17 protein-coding genes are annotated in these 23,627 nt (G+C 62.5%); 6 read left to right on the top strand and 11 right to left on the bottom strand.

All coding sequences use genetic code 11. The features are described from left to right. Positions 1-175 precede the first annotated feature (175 nt). Together HJC04_RS29985 and HJC04_RS29980 are read right to left on the bottom strand one after the other, a co-directional pair. Entirely contained in the window at positions 176-3,298 is a 3,123-nt protein-coding gene (locus HJC04_RS29985) for an efflux RND transporter permease subunit (RefSeq protein ID WP_221147747.1), read from the bottom strand. Beyond that, positions 3,295-4,614 carry an efflux RND transporter periplasmic adaptor subunit gene (locus tag HJC04_RS29980; RefSeq protein WP_210628558.1) on the bottom strand — a complete coding sequence of 440 codons (1,320 nt, stop codon included), beginning with the start codon at positions 4,612-4,614 and terminating at the stop codon, positions 3,295-3,297. The genes HJC04_RS29985 and HJC04_RS29980 overlap by 4 nt, the downstream gene beginning before the upstream one ends. A 273-nt stretch (positions 4,615-4,887) precedes the next feature. On the opposite strand from HJC04_RS29980, the gene HJC04_RS29975 reads away from it, so the two are divergent. Further along, positions 4,888-5,769, top strand: coding sequence for a phosphotransferase family protein (locus HJC04_RS29975; RefSeq protein ID WP_210628557.1), 882 nt, complete (start codon positions 4,888-4,890; stop codon positions 5,767-5,769). Positions 5,770-5,775: 6 nt separating this feature from the next. Here the strand turns inward: HJC04_RS29975 and HJC04_RS29970 are convergent, their stop codons facing one another. Beyond that, positions 5,776-6,564, bottom strand: a complete 789-nt coding sequence (locus HJC04_RS29970) for an SDR family oxidoreductase (RefSeq protein WP_210628556.1) — start codon at positions 6,562-6,564, stop codon at positions 5,776-5,778. A 242-nt stretch (positions 6,565-6,806) separates the two neighbouring features. Between HJC04_RS29970 and HJC04_RS29965 the strand changes: the two genes are divergently transcribed. Both HJC04_RS29965 and HJC04_RS29960 read left to right on the top strand, forming a co-directional pair. Then, positions 6,807-8,471 (top strand): electron transfer flavoprotein-ubiquinone oxidoreductase, encoded by a 1,665-nt coding sequence (locus HJC04_RS29965; RefSeq protein WP_221147746.1) that lies wholly within the window; start codon positions 6,807-6,809, stop codon positions 8,469-8,471. 136 nt (positions 8,472-8,607) lie between these two features. Then, positions 8,608-9,222 carry a L,D-transpeptidase gene (locus tag HJC04_RS29960; RefSeq protein WP_210628554.1) on the top strand — a complete coding sequence of 205 codons (615 nt, stop codon included), beginning with the start codon at positions 8,608-8,610 and terminating at the stop codon, positions 9,220-9,222. A gap of 75 nt (positions 9,223-9,297) precedes the next feature. Here the strand turns inward: HJC04_RS29960 and HJC04_RS29955 are convergent, their stop codons facing one another. Then, on the bottom strand, positions 9,298-10,200 hold the full coding sequence (locus HJC04_RS29955) for a DMT family transporter (RefSeq protein ID WP_210628553.1): 903 nt from the start codon (positions 10,198-10,200) through the stop codon (positions 9,298-9,300). Between the two features lie 145 nt (positions 10,201-10,345). On the opposite strand from HJC04_RS29955, the gene HJC04_RS29950 reads away from it, so the two are divergent. Further along, positions 10,346-10,819: an Lrp/AsnC family transcriptional regulator gene (locus tag HJC04_RS29950; protein ID WP_210628552.1), complete on the top strand. Its 474-nt coding sequence runs from the start codon at positions 10,346-10,348 to the stop codon at positions 10,817-10,819. A 212-nt stretch (positions 10,820-11,031) separates the two neighbouring features. Here the strand turns inward: HJC04_RS29950 and mgtE are convergent, their stop codons facing one another. Both mgtE and HJC04_RS29940 read right to left on the bottom strand, forming a co-directional pair. Next, a complete protein-coding gene (mgtE, locus tag HJC04_RS29945) occupies positions 11,032-12,405 on the bottom strand; it encodes a magnesium transporter (protein ID WP_210628551.1) in 1,374 nt (457 codons plus the stop codon). A 262-nt stretch (positions 12,406-12,667) separates the two neighbouring features. Further along, positions 12,668-13,894: an MFS transporter gene (locus HJC04_RS29940; protein WP_221147745.1), complete on the bottom strand. Its 1,227-nt coding sequence runs from the start codon at positions 13,892-13,894 to the stop codon at positions 12,668-12,670. Between the two features lie 303 nt (positions 13,895-14,197). On the opposite strand from HJC04_RS29940, the gene HJC04_RS29935 reads away from it, so the two are divergent. After that, positions 14,198-15,142 (top strand): diacylglycerol kinase family protein, encoded by a 945-nt coding sequence (locus HJC04_RS29935; RefSeq protein WP_210628549.1) that lies wholly within the window; start codon positions 14,198-14,200, stop codon positions 15,140-15,142. Positions 15,143-15,159: 17 nt separating this feature from the next. On the opposite strand, the gene HJC04_RS29930 is transcribed toward HJC04_RS29935, so the two are convergent. Next, entirely contained in the window at positions 15,160-16,512 is a 1,353-nt protein-coding gene (locus tag HJC04_RS29930) for a glutamine synthetase family protein (protein ID WP_210631666.1), read from the bottom strand. A gap of 83 nt (positions 16,513-16,595) precedes the next feature. On the opposite strand from HJC04_RS29930, the gene HJC04_RS29925 reads away from it, so the two are divergent. Further along, positions 16,596-17,963: an aspartate aminotransferase family protein gene (locus HJC04_RS29925; protein WP_221147744.1), complete on the top strand. Its 1,368-nt coding sequence runs from the start codon at positions 16,596-16,598 to the stop codon at positions 17,961-17,963. 6 nt (positions 17,964-17,969) lie between these two features. On the opposite strand, the gene HJC04_RS29920 is transcribed toward HJC04_RS29925, so the two are convergent. The 4 genes from HJC04_RS29920 to HJC04_RS29905 all read right to left on the bottom strand — a co-directional run bounded on the left by HJC04_RS29920 (position 17,970) and on the right by HJC04_RS29905 (position 23,615). Then, entirely contained in the window at positions 17,970-19,454 is a 1,485-nt protein-coding gene (locus HJC04_RS29920; protein ID WP_221147743.1) for a glycosyltransferase family 39 protein, read from the bottom strand. Then, on the bottom strand, positions 19,455-20,954 hold the full coding sequence (locus tag HJC04_RS29915; protein WP_221147752.1) for a glycosyltransferase family 39 protein: 1,500 nt from the start codon (positions 20,952-20,954) through the stop codon (positions 19,455-19,457). It abuts the gene before it with no gap. Positions 20,955-20,966: 12 nt separating this feature from the next. Continuing rightward, entirely contained in the window at positions 20,967-21,983 is a 1,017-nt protein-coding gene (locus HJC04_RS29910; RefSeq protein WP_221147742.1) for a glycosyltransferase family 2 protein, read from the bottom strand. A gap of 138 nt (positions 21,984-22,121) precedes the next feature. Further along, positions 22,122-23,615 carry a glycosyltransferase family 39 protein gene (locus HJC04_RS29905; protein WP_221147741.1) on the bottom strand — a complete coding sequence of 498 codons (1,494 nt, stop codon included), beginning with the start codon at positions 23,613-23,615 and terminating at the stop codon, positions 22,122-22,124. Positions 23,616-23,627: the final 12 nt, after the last annotated feature.

Genomic DNA, 23,627 nt, shown 5'->3' with positions numbered 1-23,627 from the left:
AGACGGAGCAGCGCTCCGCAAGGGCGTAAGGACGCCCGGATCAAGGAGGGCGGTTGATGCCACAGGGGCGTGACACATTCAAGTGGATTGAAGATCGAGGCGCTCTGCCATGTCCGCTTCTTCGCCGATCGGCGGCAGGAGGCGGACCAGCAAGGCCCGGCATCGCCAGAACGCCTTACTCGGCGGCCAGCGCCCTTGTCTCCTGCAGCACTGGTTCCTCGACCCTCTTCCGGCCGCCCACCAACCGGCCGAGGAAGTTTCCGAACCGGTCCATCTCGACGAAGATGACGGGGGTGATGAACAGCGTCAGCAGCTGCGATACGACGAGGCCGCCGACCACGGCGATGCCGAGCGGCTGGCGCAGCTCCGAGCTGGCGCCGGTGCCGAGCGCGATCGGCAGGGCGCCGAGCAGGGCGCAGAACGTCGTCATCATGATCGGCCGGAAGCGTCGTACGCAGGCCTCGTGGATCGCCGCCGTCGCCTTTTCCCCCGTCGTGCGCATGGTCTCCACCGCCACGTCGATCATCATGATCGCGTTTTTCTTGACAATGCCGATCAGCATCAACAGGCCGATGAGGGCGATGATCGACAGGTCGAACCCCATGATGTCAAGCGCCAGCAGCGCACCGAACGCCGCCGCGGGCAGGCCGGACAGGATGGTCAGCGGATGGATGAAGCTTTCATAGAGGACGCCGAGCACGACATAGATGGTCAGCACCGCCGCCAGGATCAGATACGGCGTATTGCCTTGCGACTGTGCGAAGATCTCGGCCGTGCCGCCATAGGAGGTGAAGACATCGGCCGGCAGGCCGATCTCCTTCTTGATCTGGTCGATCGCTGCCGTCGCGTCGCTGAGCGAAACCCCTTCCGGCAGGTTGAAGGAAACGGTGGTCGAGACGAGCTGGCCCGTCTGGTTGATCGTCACGGGGCCGGTGGTGCGCTGCACGTGCGCGAAGTTCGAAAGCGGCACCAGACTGCCATTGGACGAGGCGATGCGAATCTCCGACAGCTTCTGGTCGTCCCAGGGTTTGCTGGTGTCGTATTCGACGATGACGTCGTAGCTGTCGCCGGTCGACTGGATCTCCGCCGCTGCATATCCGCTGAAGGACTCCTGCAGCGTCGTGCGCAGCGTATCATTGTCAATCCCATAGGCCGCCGCCCGCTCGGTATCGATGACGATATTGGCTTGCAGGGCGTTGTTCTGGGCATCCGATGTCACATCGGTAAACAGCCCGCGGTCAACACGCATCGCCGCCTGGATCTTGCCGGCCCAGAGGTTGGTCTGGTCGGCGCTCAGCGCCTGAATGACCAGCTGATATTGGCTGGCGGTCTGGCGGCCGCCGAAGCGCAGGCTCTGGTTCGGCGTCACGAAGGCCTGCAATCCGGGGATCTTGTTGATCGCAGTGCGCAGCTCACGCAATGTCTGATCAAGCGGCGGGCGCTCCTTCTTGTCCTTGAGTTCGACGAACATCGAGCCATTGTTCTGCGGTCTGTTTGGATTGCCGCCGATCGTCGACATCACGTGGTTGACCGCCGGGTTCGCCTTGACGGCGGCTGCCGCCTGCTGCTGCAGCGCCTCCATGGCGGAATAGGAAATGTCCTGCCGGGCCTGCGTGCTGATCGACAGGCGGCCGATATCCTCCTGCGGGAAGAAGCTCGTCGGCAGCGTCATGAAGAAATAGACCGTCAGCGCCACCGAGCCCAGGAACACGCCGAGGATCGTCAGACGATGGCGAAGGCACCAGCCGACTGCCCTGTCGTAGCCGTTGAGCGTCCGCTCGAAGCCGGCATCGAAGAGGCGAATGAGGAGCGGCGGCCGGCTGTGATTGTTGGAAAGACGCGAGCCGAGCATCGGCGTCACCGTCAGCGAGACGATCGCCGACGAGATGATGGCGATGGCGACCACCATGCCGAATTCGTTGAACACGCGGCCGACGACGCCGCCCATCAAGAGAATCGGGATGAAGACGGCGATCAGCGAAACCGACATGGAAATGATGGTGTAGCTGACTTCGCCCGCCCCCTTGATCGCCGCTTCGCGCACCGGCATGCCTTCTTCGACGTGACGCAGGATGTTTTCGAGCATGACGATCGCATCGTCCACCACCAGACCCACCGCGAGCGTCAGCCCCAACAGCGAGATATTGTCGATGCTGTAGCCGAGCAAATACATCATCCCGAAGGTCGAGATCAGCGACAGCGGAACGGCAAGCCCCGGAATGATCGTCGCCGTCGCATGGCCGGTGAAGAGGTAGATGACGAAAACCACGAGGCCGATGGTCAGGAACAGCGTGAACTTCACATCGGCGATGGCGGCGCGAATTGGTTTTGCAGCGTCGTTCATGACCACGGTCGTCATCGAAGACGGAATTTCGGCGTGCAGTTGCGGCAGCTTGGCGTTGATCGCATCGACGACATCGACCGTGTTGGCATCGGGCTGACGCTGAATGGCGAGGATGATGCCGCGCTGGCCATCATACCAGCTGCCGGTATACTGGTTCTCGACCCCATCCTGCACATCGGCGACGTCGCCGAGATGGATCGGCGCACCGTTCGGATTGGCAATGACGAGCGATCGGAATTGTTCGGCATTGGTGCGCTGCGTGTTCGCGGTGATGGTCATGCTCTGCGAATTATTCTGCAGCGTGCCGACAGGCTGCTGGCTGTTGGCGGCAGCAAGCGCCTTGTTGACGGTATCGATGCCGATGCCGCGGGTGAGCAGCTTGTTGGGGTCGACTTCGACGCGCACGGCGTAGGTCTGCGCCCCATAGACGCTCACCTGGGCAACGCCGGGCAGCGTCGAAAGCGATGGCGAGATGATGTCCTCGGCGATCTCATCGAGCTTGCTGCGGGGCATGGTGTTGCTCTGCACGGAAAGCAGCATCACAGGCGCATCGGCGGGGTTGGTCTTGCGATAGCTCGGTGGTGTCGTCAGGTTGTCGGGCAGCTGCCGGGTCGCGTGTGAGATCGCCGCCTGCACGTCGGCAGCGGCCGCATCGATATCGCGGTTGAGATCGAACTGCAGCACGATGCTGGTGCTGCCGAGCGAGCTCGAGGCGCTGATTTCGCTGATCCCGGGAATGGTCTCGAACTGCTTGATCAGCGGCGTGGCAACGGAGGTTGCCATCGTCTGCGGCGAGGCGCCGCTCAGCTGCGCCGACACGTTGATCGTCGGAAAATCGACCTGCGGCAGGGCTGCAACCGGCACGAGCCGGTAGCCGGCAAGACCGGCCAGAATGACGCCGATGGCAAGCAGCGTCGTCGCGACGGGGCGCTGGATACAGAAATTCGGGATCATTGCTGCGCTCCCACCGCGATCGTCTCGGACTGCTGCGGTTGCCGAGTCGCTTCGGCAGACGCGACGTCAAGCGTCTTGTCGTCGAACTGCTCGTTGATCGTCTGCTGGTCGCTGAGCTGACCCTGGCCTTCGACCACGACATGGTCGCCTGCCTGAAGCCCGGATTCGATGGCAGTGAAGCCGCCATTGGCGCGGGCGACGGTGACCGGTGTCAGATGTGATTTGCCGTCTTTGGTGACAAAGGCGAAGAACCCGTCGGGGCCGGGACTGACGGCAACCGTCGGCACCACAACCTGCTGTTCGTCGTTGTTGAAGTGCACGACGATGTTGACCGATTGGCCGGGCCAGAGCGCACCGGAGGCATTCTCGAACTGTGCCTTGGCCAAGATCGTGCCGGAGGCGGTATCGACCGTGTTGTCGTAGAAGCTGATTTCGCCCTTGCGGACTTGCCCCTTGGCGGAGGCGGGAACCGTGCTGACTTCAACCGGACCGACTGCCAGCGCCTTCTTCAGGGCGCGCAAATAGCGCTCCTGCAGGTGGAATTTCACATAGATCGGGTCGTATTTCGCGATGGTGACGATTGCCGAGCCGGCATTGAGGAAGGCGCCCTTGCTGACGGCAATATCGCCGAGCCGGCCGTCGAAGGGCGCCCGGATATCCGTATTCTCGAGGATGATTTGATCCGAGGCGAGGGTGGCCTTGTCAGCCTCGACTGTGGCCGTGGCGGTGTCGCGGGCAGCTCTTGCCTGGTCGAGGCTCTGCTGGGTGCCGGCCTTCTGGTCGAACAGGTCCTGTGCGCGAACCAGGGCCGTCTCCGCTTCCGAAAGCGTTGCCGTATCCCGGACGATCATCGCATTGTCCTTGTCGACCGCCGCCTTCGCCGTCCGGTCGTCGAGCTTGGCGATCAGATCGCCGGCTTTGACGGTGGCTCCATCCTGCGCATTGATGCTGACGATCAGGCCCTGTTCCTGTGCGGCCATGGTCGTATTGTCGTCGGCATCGGCCCAGCCGGACGCGGTGACATCCGTCGGCAGCGTCGTTTTCACCGCAGCGACTGTTTTGACGACGGTCGGACCGCCGCCGCGTCTGCGCCCGCCACCCTGGTGTTGCCCGCCATTCTCGGCCTGGTCGGTCGGCGCCTGATTGGTCTGCGTCTGATCGCCCTGTGCCTGCCTGCCGCCATTGCCGCCGGCCGGCTGCTTGATGAGCTGCGAGAGGTAGGGAATGTGTGCGGCATAGGGGACCAGATTCCCGAATTGCCAAACGCCGACCGCGGCGATTGCGACAAAACTGACGGTGATCCAAAATTTCTTCATGGGCGAGACCGGGGTTTGAGCAAGGGTGCGAATTTATGCTTGATTGAGCAGCTTATATTGCGGCGCAAAAAGGACATAATTCCCGTGTCGCGATCACTAAGTGGTTATAACGGCTTAAATTTTTGTAATGAATGTTCCGTAATATTCAAATTGTACTAATATAGTCCGGGTGCCACTTGGCGCGGCTTCGGCGGCTGCACGCCGACAGTTCCCGACGGGCCGATGCTGCTCGCCTGCACCCAAGGAACAGGGAAACAGAAAAGGCAGGTCGTCATGACAGAGTTGAACGTCAGCGAATTTCGCACCCTCATCACAAGCGTGTTTCCTGAACTGACGGGCTCCGTTTTCAAGCTCGCGGCAAAGGGCTGGGATTCGATGGCGGTCGACGTCGACGACACGCTGATTTTCAAGTTTCCCCGCCATATCGGCGCCGAAAGAGCGCTCGTGAAGGAAGCCGCCTTGCTCGACATCGTTCGACCGTCGCTGTCAATGGCGGTGCCCGACATGCGCATTCACGACGGGCCGCCGATCTTCTCCAGCCATGCCAAGCTCGAGGGGCAACATCTCATTGCCGAAGATTACGATGCGCTCGGGCAGGGCGACCGCCAGCGCCTGGCGGAGGATCTCTCGCGTTTCTACGCCGAACTGCACGCGCTCGATGCCGATCGCGTGCGGGCGGCCGGCGCCGGAGCGATCCAGCCATGGCAATCGCCAGAGGCGGTTCGAACGAAGGCTTTGCCGGTGCTGCCGGCTGATATCAAAGGCTTTGCCGAGACCGTTGTTTCGGATTTCGAAGCCTTGCCGCCGGATCCCTACGGCAACATCTACGGTTTCTTCGACGGTCACGGCTGGAATATGGCCTTCGACTATCGGCAGGGTAGGCTCAACGGCATTTACGATTTCGCCGATTCAGGTTTTGGTCCATTGCACCAGGAGTTCATCTATTCAAACTTCATCTCGCCCGATCTGACCGCGCGCATCGTCTCGGCCTATGAATTCCTGACCGGACGCAGGCTCGACCGACGGCGTATTGCGATCCTGACCGGCTTCCATCGGCTTTCCGAACTCGCCGAACTCGCCGACGATCCGGCCAATGTCGAACAGATGATCCGGAGCGCGGCGACCTGGGCCGCCGCGGCGGCCCGTGCGGCCTGAGCGGCTCTAGACGGACCGTGCCGCGCCGCCGTCGCAGCGGATCAGCGAGCCGGTAATGTAGCTTGCGGGCTGGCTGCACAGGAAGGCGGCCGTTGCGGCAAATTCCTCGACCCTGCCATAGCGGCCGACGGGAATGCGCGCCTCCTTGTCGGCGCGAATTTCCTCGAGGCTTTTGCCCGTCCGCTTTGCCGCGGCGCCGTCAAGATCGTCGAGCCGCCTCGTCAAGATGCTGCCCGGCAGAAGCAGGTTGGTGGTGATGCCGAAGCTCGCCACTTCGGAGGCAAGCGTCTTGCTCCAGCCGGCAAGCGCCGGGCGCAGCGTGTTCGACAGGGCCAGGTTGGGGATCGGTTCGATCACGCCTGATGAGGCGACCGTCAGGATGCGGCCCCAGCCTTGCGCCTTCATATCAGGCAGCAGCGCGTTGGTGAGCGTGATCACCCGCGCGACCATGGAGAGGAAATAGGTTTCGAGCTTTTCGGCCGTCATCTCTTCGGTCGTGCCGGGCGTTGGTCCGCCGGTATTGTTGACGAGGATGTCGAGGCCGCCGAACTTCTCCTTCACCGCCGTCGTTGCCGTCTCGACAAAGCGCTCGTCGCCAAGATCAGCCCAGATCCAGTCGGCCCGGCCATTGCCTTCGTTGTTGATCGCCGCGCAATTGGCCTCCAGCTGTTCGCCACTGCGCCCGCACAACAGCACGTTTGCGCCTTCGCGCGCGAGTGCCGCGGCGATGCCGAGGCCAAGCCCGCGCGAGGAGGCGAGAACGAGCGCCCGTTTTCCCTTGATACCGAGATCCATGATCTTCTCCGATGTCTTCGAGGGATGTATAAGGCGCGGGCGACGAAAAAGGAAAGGGAGGGTTGGGTCTCGCTGGTTTCGCAATTGACGTTAACGTAAGCGTTATTGTAACTCTCGTATCGGCAGAAATGTCTTTGTGCGAATTGAGGATTGGCTGTCGCATCCCGGCTCGACAATGCGTCGCGGTTTTGACAAGACAGTGGCCATGGGATGATGGCCACTGGCCGAGCGGAGACGAATGAATGACCGAGACGACTGAGCTGCCCGAACGCGAGAGCATGGAATTCGACGTTGTGATCGTCGGCGCCGGTCCTGCCGGTCTGGCGGCGGCGATCCGGCTGAAGCAGGTCGATCCGGAACTGTCGGTCGTGGTCTTGGAAAAGGGCGCGGAGGTCGGCGCCCATATCCTGTCCGGCGCCGTCGTCGATCCCGTCGGCATCGACCGGCTGCTGCCCGGCTGGCGCGAGGAAGCCGATCATCCCTTCAAGACCGAGGTGACCGCAGATCACTTCCTGGTGCTCGGCCCGGCCGGCTCGATCCGTCTGCCGAATGTGTTGATGCCGCCCTTGATGAACAATCACGGCAACTACATCGTGTCGCTCGGCAACGTCTGTCGCTGGCTGGCCGGCAAGGCGGAGGAGCTCGGCGTCGAGATCTATCCGGGCTTTGCCGCAACCGAAGTGCTCTATGACGACAAGGGTGGGGTTATCGGCGTCGCCACCGGCGACATGGGCATCGAGAAGAACGGCGAGCCCGGCCCGAACTACACCCGCGGCATGGAGCTGCGCGGCAAATATACGCTGATCGGTGAAGGCGTGCGCGGTTCGCTCGCCAAGCAGCTGATCGCCAGGTTCGATCTGCAGAAGGATCGCGAGCCGCAGAAATTCGGCATCGGCATCAAGGAGCTCTGGCAGGTGAAGCCCGAGAATCACAGGCGGGGCCTGGTGCAGCACTCCTTCGGCTGGCCGCTCGGCATGAAGACCGGCGGCGGTTCCTTCCTCTACCACCTCGAAGACAATCTGGTGGCGGTCGGCTTCGTCGTCCACCTCAATTACAAAAACCCCTATCTCTATCCCTTCGAGGAGTTCCAGCGCTTCAAGACGCATCCGGCGATCCGGGGAACCTTCGAGGGCGGCAAGCGGCTGTCCTATGGGGCGCGTGCGATCACCGAGGGCGGTTATCAGTCGGTGCCGAAGCTTTCCTTCCCCGGCGGCGCGCTGATCGGCTGTTCGGCCGGCCTCGTCAACGTGCCGCGCATCAAGGGCAGCCATAATGCGGTGCTGTCGGGCATGCTGGCGGCCGAGAGGGTGGCGGCGGCGATCGCATCCGGCCGCAGCCACGACGAGGTTGTCGAGATCGAGAATGAATGGCGCAAAGGCGACATCGGCAAGGATCTGAAGCGGGTGCGCAACGTCAAGCCGCTGTGGTCGAAGTTCGGCACCGCGATTGGCGTGGCACTTGGCGGCCTCGACATGTGGACCAACACGCTGTTCGGATTTTCCTTCTTCGGTACGCTTGGTCACGGCAAGACCGATGCGCAGTCGCTGGAGCCGGCCGCCAATCACCAGCCGATCGCCTATCCCAAGCCGGATGGCGTCCTGACCTTCGACCGCCTGTCGTCGGTGTTCCTGTCGAACACCAATCACGAGGAAGACCAGCCGGTGCATCTGCAGGTCAAGGACATGGGGCTGCAGAAGAGCTCCGAACTCGGCGTCTATGCCGGCCCGTCGACCCGCTACTGTCCGGCCGGCGTTTACGAATGGGTGGAGAAGGATGGCGACAAGACCTTCGTCATCAACGCCCAGAACTGCGTGCACTGCAAGACCTGCGACATCAAGGACCCCAACCAGAACATCAACTGGGTGCCGCCGCAGGGCGGCGAGGGGCCAGTCTATCCGAATATGTGAGGTGGAGCGCCGGACATCGGCGGTTGTTTCGACCGCTGACGTCTTCGTGATCGCCTTTCGGCGGCTGCTGTTAGCCGTTCGTTAACCATAAATTCCTTAGCTTGCGACATCTTGTTGACGCGCTAAGGACACATTCATGACGATCTCCCGCCGGGGTTTTCTGATCGCTTTGCCGCTCTTCGTCGCTGGCTGCTCCTCGACCGGCTTGAACAGCCAGACGAATTATGCCGCGCTTCCGGATGAAAAGTTTCCGCTGAGGCAGGTGCCGATCGACAAGATCAAGCCGGAACTTCGCCGCCAGGAAGTGGCCTATGAAAGCGCGCATGCGCCGGGCACGATCGTCATCGACACGCCGGCGCGTCGCGCCTACTACGTCCTCGGTGACAACAGGGCGATGCGATATGGCGTCGGTGTCGGCCGCGAGGGACTGGCATTTGCCGGCAACGCCTATATCGGGCGCAAGGCCGAGTGGCCGAGTTGGACGCCGACGGAAAACATGCAGCGCCGCGAGGAACGCTATCGCAGGCTTGCGGGCGGCATGCCGGGCGGCCCGAACAACCCGCTCGGCGCGCGGGCGATGTATCTCTATCGCGGCGGCAACGACACGCATTTCCGCATTCACGGCACCAATCAGCCGGAATCGATCGGTCTCGCCATGTCGAGCGGCTGTATCCGCATGATGAACCACGATGTGATCGACCTCTATAGCCGCGTCGAGGTCGGCGCCAGGGTCGTCGTCATCCAGGCCTGAACGACCGAGAACACACTGAAAAGCCGCCGCAGCAATGGCTGTCGGCGGCTTCGTATTGTCGGTCGCGGCTGACGGTCAGCGTCGCGCGGCAATCCCCGTCGAAAGTGCGACGCCGATGCCGGTGATCACGGCGGCGCTGATTTCGGCAACGCCAATTGCTTCGCCAAGCAGGAGGCCGCCGCCGAGCGTGGCAAGAACGGGCGTCAGCGCCGTGAAGGCGGCGGCCTGTGTTCCGCCGAGGGTACGAACGGCCGTGCCATAGGCGACCATGGCGACGAGGCCCGACAGAATGCCCTGGCTCAACACCTGCAGGCCGATTTCCGGAAGCGGGGCCTGCGGCAGCGAGATACCGAAGACGAGTGCGAGCACGGCCATGATCAGGAAGGACCAGACGGCAATCAGTGCGCTCGCCTGAATGGCCGTCAGACCCGAGCGGCGGAAGGCATGGGTGTAGCTTGCCCAGAGCACGGCGCCGGCCGGCAGCATGACAAAGCTTGTCCAGGGCAGGGAGGCATCGGCAAGGCTGCGGGCAAGCAGGATCAGGACCCCGCCGACTATGGCGGCCAGCCCGGCGAGGCGCGTGACATCCGGCCGTTCCCGAAACAGCACAATGCCGATCAGTGCGGTGGCAAGCGGCATCGAGCCGCCGAGCAGGATGCCGGAGGAGGCCGCCGGTGTGGAGTGAATGGCAAGCGTCGTCACCAGAAAGAAGACCGCGCCGCAGCCGGCGACCATGACCGCCAGCAGATAGAGCGGCACGCCCTTCGGCAGCAGACCGATGCGAAGCCAGACGGGCGAAAGCGCAAGCGCCGGAATGCCGTAGCGGATGAGGCCGATATCGATCGAGCCGAGCGACGTCGCGGCGCTGTGGCGGGTCGCCAGAAACCAGGTCGCCCAGATCAAGACGGTGATGCTGCCGGCGGCATAACCGAGCGTCTGCGAAGGTGACTTGTCGTTTGAAAATGCGATCGTGCTCATCGTTCCAATCCTTTCCTCCATCCGGATCTTGTCCGGTTGAGGAAGAGATTAGCGCCGGAGGCCGGGGCATGTCCTTGCTATCTGTGGCTTGAAAATCGTGGTATACGCAATCTTCTGCCAAATTATGCCTATGGATATCGCGAAAATGCCAAATCTCGACAAATTCGATATTGCCATCCTGAAATGCCTGCAGGAGGATGCCCGCGCCACCAATGTCGAGATCGCCGAGAAGGTGAATCTCTCACCGTCACCCTGCCTGCGCCGCATTCGTAATCTCGAACGCTCCGGTATCATCCGCGGCTACACCGCCGATATCGACCGCAAGGAGGTCGGTCTCGGCCTGACGGTCTTCGTCGAGTTCAAGGTGGTGCATCACAGCCGCGAAAATTCCGAGGCGCAGCAGAAGGCGCTGCTCGCCATCCCCGAGATCGTCTCGTGTTTCCTGATTTCGGGTACCGCCGACTTTCTGGCAGAAGTGGTGGTGGAGGATCTCGCTGCCTATGAACGACTTCTGACGGACACGCTCTTGACCTTGCCGAATGTCAGCGACATCCGCTCGAACTTCGCCATCCGCAGCATCAAGACGCATGGGCCGCTGAAGCTGCCAGAGGTGAGATAATTTCCCTCGGTTTGCTGGCAGTTTGTTGACGAACAATACTTTTTTCTCTGCTCGGACCTCGAGCCCGCCCCCTCATCCGCCTGCCGGCACCTTCTCCCCCGCACGCGGGGAGAAGGGGATAGGTCGCGACCTCTCAGCCTCCATATGCCTCTCGCAAGGCACGTCCCCTCTCCGCGTCAGAACGGGGAGGGCTAGGATGAGGGCTTTTTGCTCTACAGCAGCGTCCCACTGAGGATAAGCAGCGCCACCGAGAAGTAGATGACAAGTCCGGTGACGTCGACCAGCGTGGCGACGAAGGGGGCCGAGGCGCTGGCCGGATCGAGCCGCAACTTCTGCAGCATGAAGGGCAGCATCGAGCCGCAGATCGAGCCGAAGGTGACGATTCCGATCAGGGCGGCAAACACCGTGATGGCGACCATCTGCCAATGCGGGCCGTAATCATAGAGCCCGGCTGACTGCCAGAAAACGATGCGGATGAAGCCGACGAGGCCGAGGATCGCGCCGAGCACGATGCCGGTCGGCAATTCGCGGAACAGCACCTTCCACCAGTCCGAAAGCTTCAGCTCGCCGAGTGCAAGGGCGCGGATGATCAGCGAGGTCGCCTGCGAACCGGAATTGCCGCCGGAGCTCATGATCAGTGGGATGAACAGGGTCAGCACGACGGCCTTTTCCAGCTCGCCTTCGAAGTGCTGCATGGCGCTCGCCGTCAGCATCTCGCCGAGGAAGAGGGCGGCGAGCCAGCCTGCGCGCTTGCGGATCATGCCGGCAAAGCCGATCTTCATGTAGGGCTGGCCGAGCGCCTCCATGCCGCCGAACCTCTGGGCCGCTTCCGTGGTGTCCGATATCATCGTGTCGATCACGTCGTCGACGGTGACAATGCCGAGCACCTGCCCATGTTCGTCGATGACAGGCAAGGCGAGCAGGTCGTGCTTGCGGATCAGCCGGGCGACGTCCTCCTGCTTCATCAGCGGATCGGCCGAAACCGGAGCGCCTTTTTGAGCGACCGTGAGGATGGAGGCATCCGGCTCGCCGGTGATCAGGCGACGCAGCGTCACCACGTGCATCAGCGCATGGCTGACCTCGTCGAGCACGTAGATAGCGTAGACGGTTTCGCGCGAACGTTCGACCTGGCGCACATGATCGAGCGTCTGGGCAACGGTCCAGCTATCCGGCACGCTGACGAATTCCGTCGTCATGATGCTGCCGGCCGTGCGCGGCGGATAGCCCATCAGATGCTGGATAGAGACGCGCACCGGCTCGTCGAGGCTGGAGAACAGCCGGGCGCGGGTCTCGCCGTCGAGTTCGAGCAGCACGTCGGCGACGCGGTCGTTGGACATGCCATGCAGCAGCCGTGCGGCGTCCTCGGCGCTGATCAGCGCCAGGATCTGTGCGGCGTTGCGAAGCTCCGGCCGATCGAGGATGTTGACAGCATAGTCGAGCGGCATGCCGGACAGCACCCGTCCGGCGTCCTGGATGCTGAGCGCGTTCAACGCGTCGACGCGTTCGGCGATCGTGGCGCCGCGGCTATTGTTGATGAAGGCACGGGCGGCATGGCCTGCCCGAAGAGGGAAGCGATTGATATTCATGAGGCTCGCCTTTCCGTCGATCCGCCGTAGCGTCCGATCGGGCGAGCCGACAGGAGTCGGTCAGCGCACGAGGGCGGCCGCGTACGGCAAAGGCAATCGACTGCTACTGTCGCTTGGCATCGCTAAGATGACTCCGTTGAAATCCGTGGCTGACAGGTGCCGTCCACGTGCATGCTACGTGGTGCCGAACGCGGAAAAAGTCAAGCCGGCTAAATGCTTAACGCCAGAATGTCGCACCTGCACGCGTTGCAGCGAAGATCGGTCACGCCGCCTGCGTGCTGCGGGTGCGGCTCTCCAGGCGGGCTGAGGCTGCGAAGACGAAGAGGCCGAGGAAGGAGAGTGCCGCGCCGACATAGCCGGTGGCCGCAAAGCCGTAACCCGAGGCGATGACGAGGCCGCCGAGCCAGGCGCCGATCGCATTGGCGATGTTGAAGGCGGAATGGTTGGAAGCTGCGGCCAGCGTCTGCGCATCGGCGGCGACATCCATCAGCCGCGTCTGCAGCGCCGGGCCGGCGGCAAAACCGCAGCCGACGAGGAAGACCGAAAGGCCGAGCATATAGGGGGAGGCGGCGGTCAGCGAGAAGGTGGTCAGCACGACGATATTATAGACGAGCGAGCCGCCGATCGTTCCGAGCAGCGACTTGTCGGCGAGCCACGAGCCGATGAAATTGCCGGCATTCATGCCGACGCCGAAGAGCACCAGCATGATCGGAACGGCCGTTTCCGGCAACATCGCCACTTCGGTCGTCGTCGAGGCGATATAGCTGAACATGGCGAACATACCGCCATAGCCGACGGCAGCAATCCCGAGCGTCAGCCAGACCTGCGGTCGGCGGAAGGCGCCGAGTTCGCGTGCGAAACTCGCTTCTTCGGAAACCCGGTCCTTGGGTACGTAGAACCAGATCAGCGTCACCGTCAGCAGGCCGAGCACGCCGACGGAGAAAAACGCTACCTGCCAGTCGAGCGACTGTCCGAAAAATGTCGTCAAGGGCGTGCCGAGAAGTGTCGCAACCGTCAGGCCGAGCATGACGCGGCCGACCGCTCGGGCGCGCCGATGCACCGGCACCATCGAGGCGGCGACAAGCGCCGCCACGCCGAAATAGGCGCCATGGGGCAGGCCGCTGACGAAGCGCAGCAGGGTGAAAGTCTCGAAGGTCGGCGCCATGGCGCTTGATATATTGCCGGCGGCAAAGATCAGCATCAGTGTCAGCAGCAGCGTGCGGCGTGCCATTTTCGCCGCGAGCACGGAGATGACGGGCGCGCCGACGACGACACCGAGCGCATAGGCGCTGATGACGTAGCCGGCCTGCGGCGTCGTCACCGAGAAGGTGGCGGCGACATTGGGCAAGAGCCCCATGATCGCGAATTCGCCGGTGCCGATGCCGAAGCCGCCGCAGGCGAGCGCCAGTTGCACCAGCGCCACGGTCGTTGCCGACGGCAGCACTTCATCCTGGCTGTCGATGGAATCATTGACGGTAATCTCACTCACGAGAGTTCCTCGATGCGGTTTTGGCTTGGCGATGGCCGCTGGCGCAAGCGCGGCTGTGGGCCGATCATTCGAATGGCGGGAGGCGGAGGTACGTATCTCCGATATTCCTTATCTATCCCGGACGCATCGGCTGGCGTCGAGTGCGTTTTCTGCAGTGCAGCGTCCTGCTATGTGCATATGTCGGTTGCAATATTTGCATTTCAGCTGCTTCTTAGGAAAAGCGGCCGCGCTTGAAATCGCCGATACCGCAACCATCTCAGGAGCAAAGGCAGTATTGTTTCCGCGCCAGGGACGGGAGCCCTTATGAAGTTTGTAGGCTTTTTCAATCGCGACGGTGGCACCTTCCGGACCACCGACATGCTGGCCTACGAAAAGAGGGCGGAAGAAGCATTCCGCGACGCCGGGCACGATTTCGACGCCATCGTCTTCTCCGGAAAGGAGATCATTCCCGCCATGGAGCGGGCGGCCAAGCGCGACGATATCGACGGGATCGTGGCCGGCGGCGGCGATGGAACGATTTCGGCGGCGGCATCGATCGCCTGGAAAAACGGCGTCGCGCTCGGCGTCGTACCCGCCGGCACGATGAACCTCTTTGCCCGCTCGCTGCGCGTGCCACTCGATATCTGGCAGGCGCTCGATGTGCTTGCCTCCGGCGAGATCGATAATGTCGATATTGCCAGCGCCAACGGCCGGCCCTTCATTCACCAGTTTTCCGCCGGTCTGCATGCTCGGATGGTTCGCTACCGCAACGCCTACAGCTATCGCTCCCGATTGGGCAAAATACGGGCGAGCACGAAAGCGGCCTTGGGCGTCATCTTCAATCCGCCGGAATTCGAGGTCGAGTTCCAGGCGGCCGGCATGCGCGAACGCCGCAGGGTGTCGGCGATTTCGGTCTCCAACAATCCCTTCGGCGAGAATCCGCTGCTCTACGCCGACAATCTGAGAAGCGGCGAACTCGGCTTTTATACTGCAAATCCGCTAAAACCCCTCGGTGTCGCCCGCCTTGCCGTCGACATGCTGCGCGGCAAGGTCCGCGAGAACGCCGATGTCATGGTGATGCACCCGGCCGAGGTGCAGCTGCATTTCCCGAAGTTGCGCTCCAAGGCCAATTGCGTCATGGACGGCGAGCTGCTGCCGCTCGAACGCGACGTCTCGATCCGGCTGCATCCGGGCGAGTTGAAGGTTCTTGTCAAACAGGGTCTCGCCGCGCAGGTGAATGCCGATGAACGCCGCGAGCCCGCCGCGTAAACCGGCCGCTGAAAATTTCAGAGCCGCGGCAAATAGGTGCGATAGTCGAAATCCGAGACGGTGCGCAGATGCGCAAGCGCTTCCTTGCGCTTTGTGTCGCCATAGAGCGCCTGATAACGCGCGCCGAAAATATCGGTGATGAGCGGCGAGGTGCGGAAAGCCTCGACGGCGCTGAGGAAATCATGCGTCAGCCGTGTGGTATTCGCAGGCGTATGCGAGGGCGTCGTCTCCTCGCCGGGGTCGAGTTCGTGTTCGAGACCGGTGAGCATGCCGCCGAGGATTGCCGCGAGCAGCAGATAGGGATTGGCATCGGCGCCGGCGACACGATGCTCGATACGGGCGGCCGGCCCGTCCTTGTCGGGTATGCGGATCGCCGTGCCGCGATGGCCGCTGCCCCAGGTGAGATCGACGGGTGCGAACGAGCCCGGCTGGAAGCGGCGGTAGGAATTGGCGAAGGGGGCGAAGATCAGCTGCGCTTCGCGCATGCTGTTGAGCAGCGCGGCAGCAACCGATTTGAGCCGCTTCGGCTCGCCGCCCTTGGCATCGAGGATGTTGCGGCCTTGCCGGTCGATGACGCTTGCATGAACATGCAGGCCGGAGCCGGCATGGTCGGAATAGGGCTTGGCCATGCAGGTCGATTTCAGCCCGTGCCGGCGCGCCGCCTGTTCGGCGATGCGCTTAAGGTAGAGGCAGTCGTCGGCGGCCGCCAGCGCATCGGGGCGGTGCAGCAGGTTTATCTCGAACTGGCCGGGACCGAACTCCGCCGTCGTCGCTTCCGCCGGCAGCCCCTGCGCCTTCGCATAGGCCCTCAGCGTCCCGAGATAGTCGTCGAGTGCGTCGACGGCGCTCATGTCGTAAAGCTGGAAACCGTTCGGCTCACCGCGATAGGTGAGGCCTTCGGGCGGGGAGGGGCGACCGGTCTCACGCCAGTCTCCCGACATCACGTAGAATTCCAGCTCGGTCGCCACCACAGGCGTCAATCCCCGCGCCGCATAGCGCTCCAATACAGAAGCGAGGATGGCACGCGGGTCCATGAAGCTGGGGCTGCCGTCGAATTCATGCATGCTGGCGAGCACTTGCATCGAGCCCTCGGGTGCCCAGGGCATCGGCGCCAGGCTGCGCCGGTCGGGGAGTACCTTGCCATCGGGATCGCCGATCGTCAGCGACAGGCCGGTGATATCGTCATTGTCGTCGCCCCAGATGTCGAGCGATTGCGTCGAGGTCGGCAGGCGGATCTCTCCGGCCCAGACCTTGTCTTCTGCGCCCGGCGGCAGCTGTTTGCCGCGCAGATCGCCATTCATACCGACGATCAGGATTTCGAAACGCGGGTCGCCACCCCAGGCCTTGCCGTCCATCCTGTCGCTCGCCATTGCCTTGAAAATCCTCCGGGACAAGGCCAAGCTCCTATCTCATCGACAACAGCCTTTCAATCCGCGAGGGTCTTTCACCAGCCATGCTCGATACTTACCCACCCTCGAACCTTGCGGCGATCGACGCCGCGCACCACCTGCATCCCTTCGCCGACATGAAAAAGCTGAATGCCGAAGGCGCGCGCATCATCCAGCGCGGCGAGGGCTGCCACATCTTCGACGATCGCGGCAGGAAATATCTAGATGGCTTCGCCGGCCTCTGGTGCGTCAATATCGGCTATGGCCGCCGGGAGATCACCGAGGCCGTCGCAAGGCAGATGAACGAGTTGCCCTATTACAACACCTTCTTCGGCACGAGCTCGACGTCGGCGACGCTGCTGGCTGAGAAGGTTACGTCCCATGCCGGCGAACGGTTCAACCATATCTTCTTCACCAGCTCCGGTTCGGAAGCGAACGACACCTGGTTTCGCATGGCCCGGGTCTATTGGAGCGCCGTCGGCAAGCCGTCGAAGAAGATCGTGATCGCGAGGAAGAACGGCTATCACGGTTCGACCGTTGCCGGTGCCAGCCTCGGCGGCATGAAATACATGCACGAGCAGGGCGACCTGCCGATCCCGGGTATTGTCCATATCGGTCAGCCCTATTGGTACGGCGAGGGCGGCGATCTCTCGCCCGCCGAATTCGGCCTCAAAGTCGCACGCGAGCTGGAAGCGAAGATCGACGAGCTCGGCGAGGAGAATGTCGCCGCCTTCGTCGCCGAGCCGGTGCAAGGGGCTGCCGGCGTCATCATCCCACCTGAGACCTATTGGCCGGAGATCGACCGCATCTGCAAGGCGCGCAATATCCTGTTGGTGACCGACGAGGTGATCTGCGGTTTCGGTCGATTGGGCGCCTGGTTCGGCCACCAGCATTTCGACGTCGAGCCGGATCTCGCACCGATCGCCAAGGGGCTTTCCTCCGGCTATCTGCCGATCGGCGGCGTGCTCGTCAGCGACCGCATCGCCGACGTGCTGATCAATGAGGTCGGCGACTTCAATCACGGCTTCACCTATTCCGGCCATCCGGTCTGCGCCGCCGCCGCACTCGAAAATCTGCGCATCATCGAGGAGGAAAGACTGGTCGAGCGGGTGCGCGACGATATCGGTCCCTATTTCGGCAAGGCCTGGGCGGCGCTCGCCGAACACGATCTTGTCGGCGAGGCAGCCAGCATTGGCCTCATGGGCGGCCTGCAGCTCACTGCCGACAAGAGCACGCGCACTCGCTTCGACAAGCCCGATCAGATCGGCGCGTTGGTGCGCAACCATGCACTGGCGAACGGCCTCGTGCTGCGCGCCACCGGCGACCGCATGCTGGCCTCGCCGCCCCTTGTCATCACCCACGCGGAGGTAGACGAGATGGCAAGGATTACCAGGCTGGCGTTGGACGCGGCCTGGAAGGAGCTGAAGTCGTGACTTCGCTCAGGCCGGCTGATTGATCCAGGCATAGCCGAAACGATAGCTGTCCCTGCCGCGGCCGTAGAAATAGGGCACGTCGATCGCCGATGTCTCAGGCGCGGAGGCGCCGAGATTGGTCTGGAGCCATTGCGCCATATCAGGAGGCAGCGCTTCGCTGCCTCCCTTCGGTATCAGCCAGACAAGGAGAAGCGGTCGGCGGCCGGTCAGATCCGGATGGAAGCCGGGATAATCGACGGAGAGGACCGGTACCCCGGCAATATCCTGCCTGACATTGCCGGCAAGAAGGCTATCGCCGGCAAGGATTGCCGCCGGTTCCGCCTGTTGACGCAGGTTTTCCAGCATCGCGGCATAGGGCCTGTTCAATCGTTCGTAATGACCGGTGAAGCGTGCCGTCGCGACGCTGCCGTAAAGGATCGCCGGCACGCCGATCATGAAGACGGCGACTACGAGCATGAAGCGCCGGAAAGCCTTGCCGGTCTCAACGCCCGCGGCCTCGACCTTCAGGCAGAGATAGAGCGGCAGGATGAAAAACATCGGTACCAGCCAGCGATCCTTGATGCCGGCCGCACCGCCGAAGACGACCAGAAACAGAATGCCGGTCAGGAAGACGAGCATCATCCGCTCGACGAGTCGCGTCCATTCCGAGCCGGCAGTAAACGCCTGGCGAAGGCGCTTGCCGAACACCATGGCGAAGACCGCCACCGTCAATCCGGCAAAGCTGATGACGGCGAGAGCGAGCGAGCTGATGCCCATGGCGACCTGCATGGGATAGCTCGCATGGCCGCTCGCGGTCATCTTCTCCAGCGTGCGTGCTGTAGCGAAATCGAGATTGTCCTTCAGCCAGAAGAGGTGCGGCAGGGTAATGACGAGGGCCACGACAGCCGTCAACACCAGCCGCCAATCGAAAATCCGCGGCCGCAGGCGCTGATCCGCCAGGGCGGCAATTAGTGCTGCCGCCGGCAGGATGGCGAAATTATACTTGGCAAGCAGGCCGAAACCGATGCCGATACCGGCGACCAGATAGGAGGCAAGGCTTGGCTGCTTCAGACTGCGGATGAAACCGTAGAAGAAGATGCTGGCTGAAAAGAAGACCGCGACCGTGTGCGTCAGGTCCCGCTGCATCTCAAAAACCATCTGCGGGATGGTCAGCAGACCGAGTGTTGCGATCGCCACCATCGCCTTGTCGCGCAGGACGAGCCGCGCCGTCAGGCCGTACAGCAGATAAGAGCTGAATAACAGGAGGTTCTTGACGACGGACAGGGCAGCCAGCGAAACGCCTGTAAACTGGAAGACGGTATATTGCAGCCAGTTGTAAAACGGCGGCTGCGGGCCGTAACCGGCGGCGAGCCATTGCGAGCGGAAGGCCTGTTCGGCCTCGTCGAGATCGAGCGAATGCGAGGTTGCAAGCCGCACGCCGATCTGAAGGACGAAATAGGCGGCCAGCAGGACGAAAATCCATTTGATGTCGCGGAGGCTGGTCTCGGTCAACTATCTCGCCCCCGGCCGAACCCAGGCATAACCGAGAGCGAAATTGTCGCCCTGGCGGCCGAAATGATAGGGAAGCGACAAGGCGTCGACTTCCTGCGGCGCGATACCTGCCGCCGCCAGCGCCAATGAAAACCGCTCCGGCATGACCGCATCCGCGGCCGTTGCCGTCTTTTTGCCGCGCCAGACGATGAGCACCGGCCCGCCTGCCGTCGCATAGGCCGGAATACCGGGTGCAGGGAAATCCGGGATCACCACGGGCACGTCGGGAAGCTGCAGGCGCATGTTGCCGCCGACATAGGTATCCGAGGCGATCACCAGCACAGGTTCGGCCTGCCGCGTCATATCGCGCGCGAGATCGGCCATCGGCACATTCGGCCTGCTATAGGTGCCGATCAGCCCGGCGCCGACGACGCGGAAGCCGAGCGCGACCAGGACGCAGGCCATCAGCACCGGCACGACAGGCCGGAAGCGGCGCAGTCCGGCGGAAAGGTCGAGCCCGCCCGCCTGCATCTTTGCCAGGAAATAGATCGGCAGCACCAGCAGGAATGGGTCGAGCCAGCGTTCACGCACCGTGGTGGAGCCGGTGAACAGCACGATCAGAAGAATGCCGGCGAGGCTCGCGAGCATCATTCGCTCCAGCATCCCGGTCCAGCGGTTTCCGGCTGAGAGCGCCCGGAAGAAGTCCCGGCGGAAGGCGGCGGCGAAAATTGCGACGGGCAGTGCTGCAAAGGCGATGATGGCGACGACAAAGGCAAGAATACCCTTGCCGATTCGCAAGGCGCCGACCGGTTCATTGCCGGCGGCCATCTTGACCAGAGTATCGGAAGAGGCGAATTCGAGGTTGCTCCGCAGCCAGATCGCGTGCGGCAACACGATGACGAGCGCGACGGCGATTGCCGCCAGCAGACGCCAGTCCAGCGCCCGGCGCCGCCATTCGGCATCGGGCAGGATGGCGATCAGCGCCACGACGGGCATCAGCGCAAAATTATATTTCGAGATCAGCCCGATGCCGGTGGCAAGCCCGAGCAGGAGGTAGCTACCGATGCCGGGCCGCTCGAGCGTGCGGAAGAAGCCGTAGAGGAAGAGCGAGCTGGCAAAGAGCAGCGCCGTCGTGTGGGTCAGATCCTGCTGCGCCATGTAGGAAACCTGGGGCAGGGTGATCAGCGCCATCATCGCGACGGCGGCAAGCTTCTGGTCCTTCAGTGCCTCGCGCCCGGCAAGGCCGTAAAAGAGGTAGCACAGGAAGAGCAGGATGTTCTTCGGGATAATAAGGGCGCCCATCGACAAGCCGGTTACCGAAACGACGGCATATTGCATCCAGTTGTAGAAGGGCGGCTGCGGGCCGTAGCCCGCCAGCAGATATTGCGAGAAGAAGGACTGCTCGGCCTCATCGAGTTCCAGCGCGTGCGGGAGTGCCAGCCTGAGCGCGATGTTCAGCACAAAATAGGCTGCAAGCAGCAGCGCCGCGGTTCTGATCGTCCTCGTCGCGCGGTCCAGCATCATGCTGCCGGCTTACGCTTGGCTTTGATCGTCGAAGATCTGCCGGACGATGTAGTTCGGGGAGGCATCGTCACGATAATAGGTGCGTGCGATCATTTCCGCCAGAATGCCGGTGGTGATCATCTGCACCGACGAAAGGAGGAGAACGACCCCGACCATCAGCATGGGTCTGGTGCCGATATCGTTGCCCAGGATGAACTTGTCGAAGCCGAGATAGAGCAGGATCAACATGGCAACCGCGCCAAGACCGAGACCGAGCGAGCCGAAGAAGTGGCCGGGCCGCGCCTTGTAGCGCATGAAGAACATGACAGACAGCAGGTCGAGGATGACGCGGAAGGTGCGCGAAATGCCGTACTTTGAAACGCCGTGCTCGCGAGCATGGTGGGTGACGGCCATCTCGCCGATCCGCGAGCTCGGAACAACGCCGGCGACCCACGCCGGGATGAAGCGGTGCATTTCGCCCATCAGCTTCACCTGCTTGATGATCGAGGCACGGTAGATCTTCAGGCTGCAGCCGTAATCATGCAGCTTGACGCCGGTGATGCGGCCGATCAGGTAGTTGGCGCACCAGGACGGGATCTTGCGCAGGAACAGGCCGTCCTTGCGGTTCTTGCGCCAGCCGACCAGGAGGTCGAGTTGGCGCTGCTCCAGCTCGGAGACCATCGAAGGGATATCCTTCGGGTCGTTCTGCAGATCGCCGTCCATCGTCGCGATCAGCCGGCCGCGGGCGGTATCGATGCCGGCCTGCATGGCGGCGGTCTGGCCGAAATTACGCTGCAGCTCGACGATCCTGAGCGCCAGGCCCTCGCGTCCGACGAATTTGCGGGCGTTGACGAGCGTCGCATCCGTGCTGCCGTCGTCGACGAGGATCAGTTCCCAGTGATGAGGATACTCGGCCATCGCCGCAACGATGCGCTCGACCAGCGGGCCGACGCTTTCCTCTTCGTTGAAAACGGGCACGACCAGCGACAGCTCGAGCGATTGTACCGGATCATTCGTGCCGCGAATGGGCTCTAGCGTTGTCTGCAACTTTGCATCTCCAAAAGGCCGGGCGGCCTTGCAATCTTACTGCCGCCACCGCGCTTGCGGAAGCCTACTACATGAAGTGTCCGGCCGTTGCCAGCGGGCAATGCCGCTTTCCCCGCAATCGGCCGACTTGCCGCAACCCTACTTCGCGCCGCCTTCCACCCAGGAATAACCAATCGAGAACGTATGTTTGCCGTCACCGAAAAGATAGGGAAGGGTCAGCGTCTTCACCTCCTGCAGATGAATACCCGATTTCACGAGATCATCGGCAAAGTCGGGAGAAATGGTGGGGTCATTTGCGGTTTCTCCGCGCCAGACAACGAGCACAGGACCCTTCGCAGCCGCATATTCGGGAACTCCGGGCCCTGGAAAGAATGGGATCACGACGGGAACGTCGGGGAATTCCAGCTTCATGTTGCCGGCCACGAACTTGGTTCCCGCCACGATGAGAACCGGCTTGCGGGTCGCGGTCAGTTCGGCCACGTAGCCGGAGAAGGGCACGTTCGTTCTCGTATAAACGCCGGTATATTGCATGGCGACGATCCTGAGCAGAAGGATCGCCAGGATGACGACCATGAAGACCGGCACCACTGGCCGGAAGCGTGCCAGGCCGGCGGAAAGATCGAAGCTCGCGGTTTCGAGCTTCAGGAGCAGATAAATCAGCAGGACGAGCAGGCACGGGTCGAGCCAGCGCTCGTGGATATCGCTCGCGCCGGCGAAGACGACAACGCCGGCGAAGGCGATCAGGCTGACGATCATCATCCGCTCGATGACCCGGATCATCGGACTGGACGCGGAAAACGCACGGAAGAAATCCAGTCGGAAGGCTGCTGCGAAGAGAACGATCGGCAATGCGACGAAGCCGAGGACGGCGATTGCGAGGGACAACAGCCCCTGTCCGATACGGGGAAGGCCAGCGGCGGCCTCGTGCTCGGCGGTCATCCGCTCCATGGTCGGGGCCGAAGCGCTGACGAGGTTATCGGGCAGCCAGAGCGCATGCGGCAGAATGATCAGCATGGCGATTGCGAATGCCGGCAGCAGACGCCAGTCCAACAGCCGGCTGCGCCACTTTCGGTCCACCAGGACTGCGACGAAGGCGGCAAACGGCAGGATGGCGAAATTGTATTTGGAGATGAGGCCGATGCCGGTGGCGATGCCGACGACGAGATAGCTCCCGATCGTCGGCTGACGAAGTGTGCGGAAAAAGCCAAAGAGGAAGAGCGAGGTCGCAAACAGCAGGGCAACGGTGTGGGTCAGTTCGCGCTGCGCCATCAGGCCAACCTGTGGCAGGGTAATCAGGCTCAGCATGGCGATAGGCGGGAGCAGACGGCTCTTCAGCACCTCGCGGGCGGCCAGCCCATAGAAAAGATAACAGCCGAAGAGGATGATGTTCTTCGGAACCGAGAGCGCCCACATCGTGATCCCGGTCACCGAAACGATGGCGTATTGGATCCAGTTGTAGAAGGGCGGCTGCGAGCCGTAGCCGGCCAAGAGATATTGCGAGTAGAACGATTGTTCCGCCTCGTCGAGATCGAGCGTATGGGGCAATGCGATGCGGAGCACGATGTTCAGCAGGAAATAGACTGCCAGAAAAATGCTCGCGCTCCTGATGTTTCTGGTAATGCGCTCCAACATCGATCTCCAAGT

Source organism: Rhizobium sp. NLR8a (genome assembly GCF_019685235.1).
GTDB lineage: Bacteria > Pseudomonadota > Alphaproteobacteria > Rhizobiales > Rhizobiaceae > Rhizobium.
Note: the sequence above shows the minus strand (reverse complement) of the source record. Positions and strands in the feature narration are given on the sequence as shown.